At 36.1% G+C, this 12,827-nt stretch carries 10 protein-coding genes; 7 read left to right on the top strand and 3 right to left on the bottom strand.

Features of this window, described 5'->3' with window-relative positions:
- Positions 1-273: 273 nt before the first annotated feature.
- Positions 274-897, bottom strand: coding sequence for a Uma2 family endonuclease (locus ACOWPH_RS30145; protein ID WP_015217568.1), 624 nt, complete (start codon positions 895-897; stop codon positions 274-276).
- 207 nt (positions 898-1,104) lie between these two features.
- Here ACOWPH_RS30145 and dnaX point away from each other — a divergent pair, with 207 nt between their 5' ends.
- From dnaX to holA, 4 genes are read left to right on the top strand one after another with little or no spacing between them, the layout of a single operon-like run.
- Positions 1,105-2,604, top strand: a complete 1,500-nt coding sequence (dnaX, locus tag ACOWPH_RS30140) for a DNA polymerase III subunit gamma/tau (protein ID WP_015217567.1) — start codon at positions 1,105-1,107, stop codon at positions 2,602-2,604.
- On the top strand, positions 2,601-2,780 hold the full coding sequence (locus tag ACOWPH_RS30135) for a hypothetical protein (protein WP_422665767.1): 180 nt from the start codon (positions 2,601-2,603) through the stop codon (positions 2,778-2,780). Before dnaX ends, ACOWPH_RS30135 begins: the two co-directional genes overlap by 4 nt.
- A gap of 2 nt (positions 2,781-2,782) precedes the next feature.
- The gene (locus ACOWPH_RS30130) at positions 2,783-3,109 is read left to right on the top strand and encodes a hypothetical protein (RefSeq protein WP_422665766.1); all 327 of its coding nucleotides are present in this window, start codon (positions 2,783-2,785) and stop codon (positions 3,107-3,109) included.
- Positions 3,033-3,596: a DNA polymerase III subunit delta gene (gene holA, locus ACOWPH_RS30125; protein WP_422665765.1), complete on the top strand. Its 564-nt coding sequence runs from the start codon at positions 3,033-3,035 to the stop codon at positions 3,594-3,596. The genes ACOWPH_RS30130 and holA overlap by 77 nt, the downstream gene beginning before the upstream one ends.
- Positions 3,597-3,863: 267 nt before the next feature.
- On the opposite strand, the gene ACOWPH_RS30120 is transcribed toward holA, so the two are convergent.
- Together ACOWPH_RS30120 and ACOWPH_RS30115 are read right to left on the bottom strand one after the other, a co-directional pair.
- Positions 3,864-5,456 (bottom strand): phospholipase D-like domain-containing protein, encoded by a 1,593-nt coding sequence (locus ACOWPH_RS30120; RefSeq protein ID WP_015217565.1) that lies wholly within the window; start codon positions 5,454-5,456, stop codon positions 3,864-3,866.
- The gene (locus ACOWPH_RS30115) at positions 5,453-8,926 is read right to left on the bottom strand and encodes an AAA domain-containing protein (RefSeq protein ID WP_015217564.1); all 3,474 of its coding nucleotides are present in this window, start codon (positions 8,924-8,926) and stop codon (positions 5,453-5,455) included. The genes ACOWPH_RS30120 and ACOWPH_RS30115 overlap by 4 nt, the downstream gene beginning before the upstream one ends.
- A 207-nt stretch (positions 8,927-9,133) precedes the next feature.
- Here ACOWPH_RS30115 and ACOWPH_RS30110 point away from each other — a divergent pair, with 207 nt between their 5' ends.
- From ACOWPH_RS30110 to ACOWPH_RS30100, 3 genes are all read left to right on the top strand, one after another.
- Positions 9,134-9,316 carry a hypothetical protein gene (locus ACOWPH_RS30110; RefSeq protein ID WP_015217563.1) on the top strand — a complete coding sequence of 61 codons (183 nt, stop codon included), beginning with the start codon at positions 9,134-9,136 and terminating at the stop codon, positions 9,314-9,316.
- A 45-nt stretch (positions 9,317-9,361) separates the two neighbouring features.
- Positions 9,362-9,772, top strand: a complete 411-nt coding sequence (locus tag ACOWPH_RS30105; protein WP_015217562.1) for a hypothetical protein — start codon at positions 9,362-9,364, stop codon at positions 9,770-9,772.
- Between the two features lie 227 nt (positions 9,773-9,999).
- The gene (locus ACOWPH_RS30100; RefSeq protein ID WP_015217561.1) at positions 10,000-12,726 is read left to right on the top strand and encodes a DEAD/DEAH box helicase; all 2,727 of its coding nucleotides are present in this window, start codon (positions 10,000-10,002) and stop codon (positions 12,724-12,726) included.
- The last annotated feature ends 101 nt before the right edge of the window (positions 12,727-12,827 follow it).

Here is a 12,827-nt window from a genome sequence, read left to right as displayed (position 1 = left end):
CATTTTTGATATACGTTTGAGGCTATTTTATTGGAATATTTCGCCTAAGTCCCAAAATGTCCACAATTTGTGGACATGCACATACAGCAGCGGTCAGAAAGTGCTACCCTAACACCTAACATTCCTAGAATCTTTGTGGTGTAAGGCTTTGTAACTAAATTTTGTACTTCTTTTGTTGTTTGCATAAATCACAAGAAAACTGTAATCTCATGTCCAACTAATTCAAAATACCCGGTATTAACTGTGTTATAACTGGGTGTTTTTTCTCTGATTTCAAATCAGCCATTGTGCTTGAAAAATTTGGTTAGCAGTTAAGGATAATTCTGGAAAAGTTGGTGAAATTATTCGGTCACTACCCCTGAACTGACTAACTTGGTATTCCCCATCTATAAGTTCGTGAACAGATATAATTGGTTGTTTGGGACTACCAATAAATCGTCTACCACCTAAACCTAAGTAATCAGCAATCCAATATTCAGGAATACCCATTTCTTCATAGTCTCCAGCTTTAGTCAAATAATCAACACGCCAATTAGTGCTGACAACTTCAATCAGCAACGAGATTGATGCAGCCTGAGTAACTGTTGATTCTTTTTCCCACAATGGTTCGTTCACTAAGTTGGGACGATTCAACACCAAAACATCAGGTGAGTAAGCTGATTCACTTTCAGATGGTTTGACTAAAGCCGTTTTGGGTATGCCATAGGGTAAATTTAAACGCAGATATTCAGCCGTAATTTTCTCATTCAAAAAACAAATTATATCTTCATGTTTCCCTACAGGTTGATTCATCTCAATAATTACCCCGTTATGTAATTCATAGCAGTTGCCTTCTGGTTTGCACGCTATGAACTCTTCAAAAGTTAGTGACTTGGTTTTAAGTAATGCTTGAACCATAGTTTATTTACCTTGCTTGATTTCACAGACGTAGATGTTTATTATAACAAAAAAAATACTCTGGTTAAATTTTAAATATAAAAATAATATCTGAAGCTAAAAATAATCAAATATATATTTTTATCTACTTTCATAACCCACCAATTCCAACTAAAATTTCACCCCCTTAACAGGGGCAAAGGCAACGAATTAAGATGAATAAATCCTATGTCTACAGTCGCTCTACATCAAAAATATCGCCCCCAAACTTTAGCCGAATTGGTTGGACAACCCTACATTAAAACTGCTTTAACTAATGCCATCAAACACCTGCAAATTGCCCCAGCTTATTTATTAACAGGTTCTAGAGGTACTGGTAAAACTTCCACTGCACGCATATTTGCTAAATCTCTCAATTGTCTCAACAGCAAAAAACCAACTGATAAACCTTGTGGAATTTGTCAATCTTGCCGTGCAATTGAAACTAGCAATAGTTTAGATGTGAGTGAAATTGATGCTGCTTCTAACAATGGTGTAGATGATGCCCGTGCTTTAATTGAACGCTGTACTTTAGCACCAGTCGCAGGACGTTATCGAATTTTTATTCTTGACGAGAATCATCAACTCACAACCCAGTCTCAAAATGCTTTACTCAAGTGTATTGAAGAACCACCACCTCATGTTATCTTCATTCTTTGCACCACAGAACAGCACAAGGTTTTACCTACCATTATCAGCCGTTGTCAGGTGTTTAATTTCCGCACTTTATCAATTAAAACTATTGTGCAGCACCTCCGTATTATAGCAGATGCGGAATCTATTGCTGTTGATGATGAGGCATTAAGTGCGATCGCTCGACTGAGTGATGGTGGTTTACGGGATGCGCTACAATTACTCGGTCAGGCCAGTCTTTTAGATGTAGATATCACTGCCCATCATGTCATGGAAATCGTTGGTGGTGTCACAGAAGCAGAGTTAATCGCTATTTTACAGGCTATCTCTACCAACAATACTTTTAACTTGCTGCAAGTTGCAAGAGTTTTGGTAGACTCTGGGAAAACGCCCAAATTGATTATCTCAAATTTACTGCAAACATACCGAGATTTGCTGATTATCAAGTCTGCACCGCAGGAACAAGCTTTACTGACTGGTTGTGTTAGTCATACCCAACTCAAAGCTTTCGCCAAACACTGGAATTTCGAGACACTGAATTTGTCTTTAGGTGAGTTACAAAAAGCTGAAAATTATCTGCGGTATACGGTAAATGCGACGGTGTGGCTGGAGGTTTGTTTACTCAATTTGCTGCCTGGTTTATTGCCTGGGGGTGCAACAAAGACGGTAAATGTGAAACCTGGGCATGATGGCAAATTGTTACCAACTTATGGAACGTACACCATCAACAAGGTGACTGATAAACCTGTGGATGATCCAGGTAAAGATAGCCTGTTACCAGCAGTTGCAACCAATACTGCTAATTTAGCGCAAATTTGGCAGCAGGTGATGGATAAGGCTAAACCGAACCATCAAAAGCTGTTGGCTCATGCAAGTCTGGTGAAATTGCAAGGGTCTAAGGCAATTTTAGAGGTGACACCAGCTTATCAGAAAAAGTTTGAGAATGGTAAAGATGCGATCGCTAAAATGCTGGAACGGGCTACTCAAAGTCCAAAACCCCTGACTGTGTTGATTAAAACTGCCAATCTCAATAATAATGGGAGGGTCACAGGATGATTGTCTTGCTCACGGGTGATGACGAATACGCTATTCAGTCACAACTAAACCAGTACAAAGCAGAGATTGATGCCCAATGGCTGACTCTATGCTATCACCGATTTCCGGCTGTTCAGCTTGATAAGGCTTTGAGTGTGGCTCGTACTCGTTCTCTGACTGGTGGTAAAAACTGGTAATTGTGGAAAATTGCCACCTCAAGCAGTGGGGTGATCCTGAGTTGGAAACTTTGCAACAGTTGGTGCAAGTGCCTAAATCTACAATTTTGGTGTTTGTGGCTAATAATGTCGATAAGCGGCTGAAGGTCTACAAACATCTAGTCAAGTATGGGAAGTTGTTGGAGTTTTCGTTGATACCACCTTGGCGGTATGATTTGATTGAACAGGCGATAGTTTCGCTGGCTGCAAGACTCTACACGAATACCACAGATAATGCTGTTACACCTAAGAAAATTAAACTGGTGGCTGTCGGAGGAGGCGGTGACATATTTAGCACAGGCTATTGGTAATGATATGACTCGTGCTGCTTCTGAGTTACGCAAACTGTCTATCTATGCTCAGGGTAGAAAGTTAGAGCTTGCGGAGGTACAGGAGTTAGTTCCATGTCAAACTCAGAATAGCCTACAATTGGCTGCGGCTATGCGTGAAGGAAAAAGCCATCAAGTTTTGCAATTGTTGGATGATTTACTGTCTCGTTGTCAACCTTTAATGGTGATTGTCAGCACTATTTTAACGCAGTTTAGAACTTGGTTATGGGTGAAGTCTGCGATTGTTTCTGGGGTGAAGAAGGATGGTGAATTAGCTCAACTTTGTAATATCAGTAATCCTCGTCGGGTTTACTATTTGCGTCAGGAGGTAGCAAATACAAGTATCAATGCTTTGGCTAAAGCGGTGACTATGATTTTGGATTTGGAGATGTCTATTAAGAGGGGTGCTGATGGTAGGGATTTATTGGTGGTGATTCTTGGTGTTTGTAGGTTGTTTCAGGTAGTTTAATCAGGAGGAAGTTGAGGGATCATTTTGGATTTTGGATTGGATGTTTAAGGTCGGTCTAAAATCCAATTTCATGGAAAATAATATTGGTAGCAAGTAAGAAGTTTACAGGTTATGTTTCTCCTTTAAATATTTTCTTTTAGCTTGATCTGAATCCTTACATTTTGTGGAACAAATGGAGCATTTTTAACGAAACTCTGAAAATACTTTTATCCGAGATTTTTTCTTTGAGTTTGTATGCTCGCATAATATTTTTATTACGGCAGTGAATTATATTAATCTGGTTATTTCATCGTTAAACAATTCATCTATTTTATTTGGATCAGAGACTAATGTACTACGCTCATCTCGAAAAGTTCGATTAGGATCACCTTTAAATGATAGCCAGTTAAAACTACCTACAATCGCAAACCTTTGATCTGAAATAAGAATTTTACAGTGAGTATCTCCTAATCGTTTGAATACTACATTATCTGGATAGCGTTTAGCTAATTTTTGTATAGCTTCTTCTGCTTTAATATCGTAATCTCTCCTATCTTTTTCGTCTTTGTCTCCATAACCATAACCAATAAAAACTTTTACTCCTCTCCTTACCAATTTCTCCAATTGATTAACTAACCACTGATTAGTAGCAGTTGCTCTAATCCAAGGTGAAATAATTAAAAGTCGTTTTTGACTATTTTTAAGTGCTTCTTCAAACAGAGGTCGATGGTCATAAGTTTTAATAAAACGAATTGGCGTTGAAGATATTAGTTGTTCTAATTGTTCTTGCAATTGCTTAATTTCTTCTAAAGCATTATTGAGCTTTTCTTCTAAAGCCACTTTTTGTTCATCGTCATTAACTTTTTCAAGAGTTTGACGAGTAGAATCTATGTCAGTTTGAATAATGTTACTTCGATTATTTATTTCTTCTCTAACAGAATCAATTTGTTTTTCATATTCTATTGCTAGAGTAAGAAATTCATCGCCAAACTTTTCCTTTGCTAGAATTTTTGCATATCTAATCTGAGTTGAAAAACTTTCTTTTAGCTCTTTAATAATACGGTCTTTCTTCGGACCTTTGGAACGAGTAAAAGCAGATTCATGTACTTCAGAAATTCTTCCATCAATTGCAAAAGTGATTTGCCAATCATTCCCTTGCTTCTGTTTATAAACCAGTGCTAAAGCAGGTTGAAAAAAATTGTCTCTACGTTCAATTTTTTTTAATCCTATAAAATCTCTTTTAAAATCTCTTTCTTCTTCTTTTTTGCGCCTACCGTCTTTTTCATTTTCTTTTTCTTGAATAATTTTCTCTACATCTTTCAGATTCAAGTCAGCTAATTCCGGTGTTCTCGCTGGATAATAAGGAATCTCTACAATATTATTATTTTTCAAGTTTTTATGACGTAATAAACTTTTATTATCTTCCCAACTCCCGTAGCGGCGAGGTTTCCACAACATTTTGTCAAAATTAATTTGATAGCCCCTTTCTTCAGGAGTAATTATTCTAGCTTCTTCTAAAGTTGTTTTACCTTTTTTTGTTAATTTCCATTCTTGAATAGAAGAACCTAATGAAGCAATTAAATCAATATTTTCAGCCTGCCTTAAATTTATAATTGAATCTTTAATAATTAATTCCTCTAAACCTAAGAAGTAACTAATTTCTTCTAGCGAAGATAAACCAATATTAATAGCTTTTAAAATAAATTCTTCAATTGGAGGAATAGGCTTACGGACTAGAGTTAAAGCTGTTAAATTAATTTTGGTTACAGGCAAGCCAACTTCAACTACACTAACTAATTCAAATCCAGGACGATTATCATAACGTCTAGCAATTTCATCAGTATCATTTGTATTTTGCGTATCCAATTCATCTAAAATCATGATTTTACCTCGAATAAAGAACAAGATTCTGGGTGAGATTCAATATGGTTAAGGACAGTATGTAAAGGATTATAATTAAGAGAACGACAAAAGTTATGATCTCCTACAATTATCAAGCCAACTTTTCCTCTTGATAATGCTACATTCATTCTTTCTGTATCTCTTAAAAATCCCAAAGATGCTTTTTTATTAGAACGAGTGATTGAGTAAATAGCAATATCAGCTTCCTGTCCTTGAAATGCGTCAACAGTATTATATTTGATTGTTAATGCTTCCCAATTACTTAACTCAGAATCTAGCTTTCTCTTAAATAGCTTTAGTTGTGCTGAGTATCCAGTTAAAACAGCTATACCATATTTTTTATTAACTGTAATTGCCATTTTATTTATTTGTTCTAGAATTTTAAGAATTACGTTTACTTCAGCCATATTGTTATAGCTTCCATTTGCTGCTTGTTCTCTGCAATCAGGTAGTTTACTAGTAGTAAACCAAGTGACAGGTTTAGGTATTACCTGAGTCAAATCATTGTCTAAATCATCTCTAGCACTTTCAATCTGACCTTGATAAAAACATTCGCTAATTAAATTACCAATAGGTGCAACCATCCGATGTTGAATAGTTAAAATTTTGCGATTACTATCGGGTAAAGTTTTGATTAAATAAGCAAATAATGTCTCCTTAATTTCCTCTGAGTCTAAATTATATTTATTGAGGAAATCAAAGTTACGACTTGCTTCATCTTGAAAGGGAGGAAGCTGTTTAGTATCACCGACTAAAATCAAACGATGTGAACGCGCAATAGGAACAAGAACTTCTGTAGCTGTTGCTTTAGATGCTTCATCAATAATACATAAATCAAATTCTATTTCTGGAATGCTTCTTGCAAGTCCAATACAAGTTCCTGCAACCAGTTGTGCTTGTTTTAAAAAAGCTGTATTAAATCTATCACTATCAGCACGTCCAAATATATCAAACCAATCTTGCTGAACTTTCATTAATGTTCTGAGTTTTTTAGCTTCAGGTTGATTTAGATCTATTAAAATGTTTTCATATCCCTCTAGTTCGGATAGAGACATTTTAAGTAATTCTTCTTCATCAATTTGACTAACTTGATGTAATTCTTTTACTGTATCTTTTCTTTGATCACGAATTTCTTTAGTTTTGTTTTCTAACCCCTTGATTTTATCATTAATGAATTCCCATTCACGATTTATATCATCAGGTAAATTTTTGTGTATTTCAGATCTTAAATCATTAAGGTTATAGTTTTCAAAATAGGCTTTTAATTCCTCCGTTTGAGTTATTTCATATTGTTCTTGCTGAAAAATTTCAATTTCTTTTTTTAACCTATCTAATTCCATCAGTGCTTCTCTTAATTTTTGAAAAAGATTAGCCATTGTTATCTCTTGTGGTGATAAATTGTGTTTTTTAGACCAATTCTCTAGAAAACCTTGACTTCTCCTAAAAACTTCACTTTTCCAATGCTCCATTTGTTCTTCTAGTAGAAGATCATGAATATTATCTGCAACTTTTTCATGGTTGCCAATACGTACCATTTTTAAAGCCGGATTTTGCTTTTTAATTCTTTCTAAAGCATTATCTAAGGCAACATGAGTTTGTGAAGTGAGTAAAATTCTTGCTTGAGGATTAGCTCGGATAGTTTGTAAAATAACTTCAGTAATAAATGTCGTTTTCCCAGTGCCAGGAGGTCCTTCTACGACTAAAAAATCTTGTGTTCCAAGTGCTGCTTCAACTGTCTCTTTTTGAGACTGGTTAAGACTTTGAATAAACTTAATATTCTCTTCGGTAGTAGGTGTTTTAACTTCTTGAGGTGTAATTAATAAAGAACGAATATCTGAACGAGCAGCACGATCATACTTAATTGCCTCTAAAGCATTTTTCTGTTGCCTTAAAGCATATTCAGCAGCACGAGTGTCAAAACGTAACTCCCCAGATTTAGGTAATCTTTCTGGATCGCCAGAATTAATATAAAGAGTTAATTTATCTTCTTTTACTTCTTCTACATTTCCACTTAATAAAGTACGGTTATTGACAATAACAAGGCGTGGTTGTTCAACAAGATTTTCATCAGTAATTGAAGCTAAAGTAAAAATAGCTCGATTTTCTTGGCGGGTGACTTCGATATAGTTAAGTGGTGGTTGATGTTCTTTTTCCCAGTCTGTTTTTGCTCTAAGGATATTTTCCCAATTTCTAAATAATCTTTGTTTTTCTTCTTCAGCCTGTTTTTGTCTAATTTCTGATTCATATTCTTCAATCAATAATTTAAGTTTGCTAATAACCGTTTTATCTTCAAGTCTATTTGAAGAATTACCAAATTTAAAATTATAGGGTGGATGCCAATAACGGTTACGATTTTCTTCAAGTATAGAACTAGAAAGATTCATTACATTGAGAATAACTAATTTCTCTTGATCTCGATCATCGATTTTGACATGATAGCTGTAATCAGTGCCAAATATTTTATATTGATTCTCTTCATATTTATCTTCCCTATCTACTGGATTACGTTTTTCAAAACGACACATCGCGCATCCACTATTTAAATCTTGAAGAATAATTTTCTCAATCTCATTGTTAGAATCTGCTTCTAATTCATCAGCAATCTTATCTATCCTTGAAGGTAATTTTAAGTAACAACTACCTTGTTTTACTTGGTATTCTTTTTTTCTTTTTTCTTGAATTGCTTGAATTTCTACTAATAAGACTTCAGCATTATGTTGACGTTCGGAAGGTTCCAAAGATACAGAACGCTCAATTATTGTAATAATTTCAGGTGATGCGTCAAACTGTTTTATTGCTTGCTTGATAGTATCATAAGTAATCAGTTCTACTTCAGTTAAACATTTCAGTATTAATACACCAAAGCTAAAAACATCACGAGTATAGGTATAAGAACCATCATCTTCTTCTGGAGGACTATAAGGACGAGAAACAAATTCTCTTAAAGTAACTGTAGGTTGTAAATAGCGCTTTACTTTAGAAATTCCAAAGTCAGCCAGTTTGATAATTCCTTCAGTATTAATTAATATATTATTAGGCTTAATATCACGATGAATACATTCTCTATTATGAGAAAAAGCTAAGGCTTCTAATAAGGGTAATCCAACTCTTTCCCAAAATTCATCCCATCCTGCTAATGGTGATTCTTTTAAGCTTGTGGCTAAGTTGCTTTCCATCCATTCAAGCACAAGAAAATTATGCCCTGTTTCTTCATCTAATCCTGAGTCAATCAATTGAACAATTCTGGGATGTTTTAACTCTTTAAGAGCAGAAACTTCGCGTCTAAAAGATTCATCTGTAATTTCTTGTTCGATTTGTCCATTTTCAAATATTTTTACCGCCACTAGATTATCGTTATTTATGTCTCTTGCTTTATAAATTTTAGCCATACCTCCTGATTTTGGATTAGGCATTAAGGTGTATATTCCATTGAGTAGGCGAGCTTTCATAATTTTTGAGTTTATGTAATTTTATGTTTAATAAATTAAACTATACCTTAATTGGTTAAAGTATTCAAGGAATCTATATTTATTGACTCTGCCAGTATGTATTCTGGTGTAATATTTTTACTATTGATGTACAAGCAGTATGTATCCTAACTCATTATCACTCCCTCAATAGGGGATTTATGAGGGCAATGTTCAAAAAACACCACCATGAACACGCCCAATTACAGCTTATTACTAAAAAGCCTGTGGACACCACCTACCACACCCATTCCCGAAAATTCCCACCCCAATCACCATCCCCCAGAACCAACAGAAATCACCGAATTTCTAGGAGAAGAAATACTCTGGCAACAAACAATTACCAACACAGATAAATATGTATTAAAATAGAAAGCAATAGCTAATTAAAACCTCAAAAATTATTGAATAAAAACAATGAACATTAAGCAGAATATCTTAGAAGTTTCAGGAGTAGAAATCAGCAAATCTATCTTAATAGATTTACAAAAACTCTCCTCTTGCTCTGGAGAACCAATAGCATCTGTCTATACAGATAATTTACTGCGTACCATGCGTACTATGCGCGATAAATTACCATTTGATCCCTATACAGAAGTGGTAATGGCATTACATGATGCACTGGCATATTCTAACCGTTGGATTGACTATAATGCCAGTCAATACCAGGGCGTTTGTGAATTACTTACATCTCTAGTAAATCAAGAAACAATCAACAATTCATCAGTTGAAACAGCAATTTTAACTCTAGAAAACTTAGGCTTTGATACCCTACCATTCGGAGTCAAACTTGATGAAAGCCTAGATATAGATAAAGATGAAGAATAACACCAAATGAAATATAAATCTATTAGTTTAACTATTTATATTTAACCATTAATCAACCTCATTACAAACATCCTTCAGAGAGTAAAATCGTTGCCAGATGATAATTTTCTAGTAAATTACTATGGCAATGATCAAAAATAACTTTGTAAATTCGGAGTTTACTTCTGTCAACTTAATATCTTCCCCCAATGGGGGATTTATGAGGGCAATGTTCAAAAAACACCACGATGAACACCCCCAACTATAGCTTATTACTGCAAAGTTTGTGGACACCACCCACCACACCCATTGCCGAAAATTCTCACACAAATAATCATCCCCCAGAACCAACAGAAATCACCGAATTTCTAGCAGAAGAAATACTCTATCAACAAACAATTCCTGCCACCGAATCTAACCTAAAAACCATCCCCAAAGACCTACCAAAGCAATTAATAAAAGCATTGCAATCATTAGGAATCACCCAACTTTACTCCCATCAAATCAAAGCCTTACAAGCAATTAGAACAGGTAAAAGTTTCATCCTCACCTCCCCTACAGCCAGTGGTAAAACCCTCAGCACATACCCCGGCATTATCGAAGGTTGCATCAATCAAGAACACCGCGCCTTAGCATTTTATGGACTGCGAGCTTTAGCACTTGACCAATTCCATAAAATCTCACAATTACTTTCTACCATACCCCCAAAATATCGCCCAGTCTTAGCAATGATCACGGGAGATGTCAAATCAGCAGAAAGAGAACAAATCCTTGCCAGTGAACCCCATATATTAGGTGTCACTCCTGAATTAATTCATTTCCAACTCAAACAAGTTTGGAAATCACCAAATTGGGCAAACTTTTATCAACGATTACGCTACATCTTAATTGATGAAGCACACACCCTTTCCGGTAGCTATGGCGCAAATATGGCTTGGTTAATTCGCCGCATTAAACTAGCAGTAGATCATTACGGTGGTGACTCCCAAAAACTGCAATTTATCTTCCTCAGTGCTACTTGTGGAAATCCTAAACAATTAGCTTTGAAACTCTCTGGTTTAAAACCCACTAAACTCAATCCCAAACCCTTAATTTGGATTCGCAAAAGTGGCGCAGCTTCACCACCAAGACAAGTAATTGTCACGCAACCAAGTTACAATTTAACTGCTGATACTGCCCGAATAATTCAATTTTTACTCAATCAAAATAAATCAGGAATCGCTTTTTGTAACTCCCGGCGCAGTGTGCGAGAAGTCACAGAACTGTTAAAATCAAACCAAGTTACTGCATTTTACAGTGGCATTACTGCCGAGCGTCGAGCCGAAGTAGTTAATCAACTTCAATCTGGTATAATCAAGTGGATAATTGCCACAGAAGCCTTAGAAGCAGGAATTGATTTACCAGAATTAGAATGTTGTGTATTGCGTGGCTGGCCTGGTTCTAAAATGGCGTATCAGCAACGCAGTGGTCGAGCCGGACGTTCTCAACCAGGACTCACAGTGCTGCTTCCCAATGCTTTCAACCCTATTGATTGTTATGTAGCAGAACATCCAGAAATGCTAGTATCTGGAGAAGCTGAAGAAGTGTTTTTTAATGATGAATATCCCATCTTTGCAGCCAAACATTTGATGTGTGCAGCCGCAGAAACAGGCATTCCCACTAACAAAATTAAACACTATTTTGGTGCAGCCGCTTTTGATGTTGCCAAACTGTTATTAGCCCAAGGACATTTACACAAAGGTAGGAATGGTTTATGGGCTAAAGGTTATCCCCATAAAGATGTTAATTTTCGGGGTGGTTTATCGCAAACAACTATCAAATTAGTAGATGCAATTTCTGGGGAAGAATTAGAGGAAATATCTGAAGATATCGCTCATCGAGAAGTGCATCCCCAAGCCATTTATAAACGCCAAAATGCGAAGGGGGAAATGCTGACTTATCAATGTATTTTCTTAGACCTTAACAGTAAACGAGCGATTTTAAAACAAACAACAGATAAAGCAATTTTTACAGTTGCAACTACTGTATCACAAACGAGTAGTTTAACTGTGTTAACTGATCCAGTAAATTTACCATTGCTGTTTTCTTCAGATGGTATAGAAGAAAAGAAACAGGAGGAACAGGAACAGAAAATAAAGGGGAAAGTTTCGCACAAGACTGACATCGTAGTCATAGGAAAATCTGTGAAGGAGGAACAGAGAATAAAGGAGAAAGTTTCGCACCCTGCAACTTTGTCTGAAGTTGAAGAATGTCAAGAATACTTAACCCTAGAACTGAGTTTTGGTGAAGTTAAACACATTACCAGCGGTTACAGTTTAATGACGCAAATTTACGAGCAGACTTGTTTGAATAAACGCTGTCTCAACTATAAAGAACCCTTACCTCAACAACCGCGTTGTCCCCTATGTCGTAAACTTACCCGCAAAGCTGTAATTGTCAAAACCCTGTCAGAAGCCAAGTTTGAGCAACCTTTCCGCACCCAATTTTCCGCCCCTATGGTGAAAGTAACAATTAACTCAAGTGCGCGAGAATACATCCAACAGTTTGCTAAAGAAACTAGAACCAGTTTAACCCGCAGTCAAGAACCGATACCTTCTGGTTATCAACAGTTGTGGGAATATTCCAGTCCCTTCATTGCTATGCACAGCTTTGGACATCAAATTATGAGAGCATTACAGCTTGTAGCGAGAGTTGACCCCAAACAGGTGAATTTTACAGTAGTGAAGGAGTTGGGGGAAAATAGCAATTACACAGGTTATTTCTATGATACCAGTGATGGCGGCAATGGTGCGGCTGAAGCTGTGTTTAAACATCTGCCAAAACTGGCGGAGGTTGGCAGGGCGATCGCACGAGATTGTAATTGTCATACTGGCTGTGCTAAGTGCCTAATTCAACATGGCTGTCCTGATGGGAATACTGCTTTATTGAAGCAGATGGGGTTGGTGTTGTTGGATGCGATCGCTACATCTGAATAATTAAGAATAGCAAGTAAGGGGTTACTAAATAGCTTTATTCGTCTTGATTAAACTGGGGTAATAGATTAGCAAAATAACAAACTTTGTTATTTTCTGTTATT

The sequence above is a fragment of the Anabaena sp. PCC 7938 genome (assembly GCF_049315035.1).
GTDB lineage: Bacteria > Cyanobacteriota > Cyanobacteriia > Cyanobacteriales > Nostocaceae > Anabaena > Anabaena cylindrica.
This window is presented reverse-complemented; position numbering and strand designations above follow the sequence as displayed.

Excerpts from the sequence above, each read along its gene's own strand:
- ACOWPH_RS30110 (WP_015217563.1), top strand. The coding sequence starts at position 9,134 with ATGAACACGCCCAATTACAGCTTATTACTAAAAAGCCTGTGGACACCA.
- ACOWPH_RS30115 (WP_015217564.1), bottom strand. The coding sequence starts at position 8,926 with ATGAAAGCTCGCCTACTCAATGGAATATACACCTTAATGCCTAATCCA.
- holA (WP_422665765.1), top strand. The coding sequence starts at position 3,033 with ATGCTGTTACACCTAAGAAAATTAAACTGGTGGCTGTCGGAGGAGGCG.
- ACOWPH_RS30105 (WP_015217562.1), top strand. The coding sequence starts at position 9,362 with ATGAACATTAAGCAGAATATCTTAGAAGTTTCAGGAGTAGAAATCAGC.
- ACOWPH_RS30120 (WP_015217565.1), bottom strand. The coding sequence starts at position 5,456 with ATGATTTTAGATGAATTGGATACGCAAAATACAAATGATACTGATGAA.
- dnaX (WP_015217567.1), top strand. The coding sequence starts at position 1,105 with ATGTCTACAGTCGCTCTACATCAAAAATATCGCCCCCAAACTTTAGCC.
- ACOWPH_RS30145 (WP_015217568.1), bottom strand. The coding sequence starts at position 897 with ATGGTTCAAGCATTACTTAAAACCAAGTCACTAACTTTTGAAGAGTTC.
- ACOWPH_RS30135 (WP_422665767.1), top strand. The coding sequence starts at position 2,601 with ATGATTGTCTTGCTCACGGGTGATGACGAATACGCTATTCAGTCACAA.
- ACOWPH_RS30100 (WP_015217561.1), top strand. The coding sequence starts at position 10,000 with ATGAACACCCCCAACTATAGCTTATTACTGCAAAGTTTGTGGACACCA.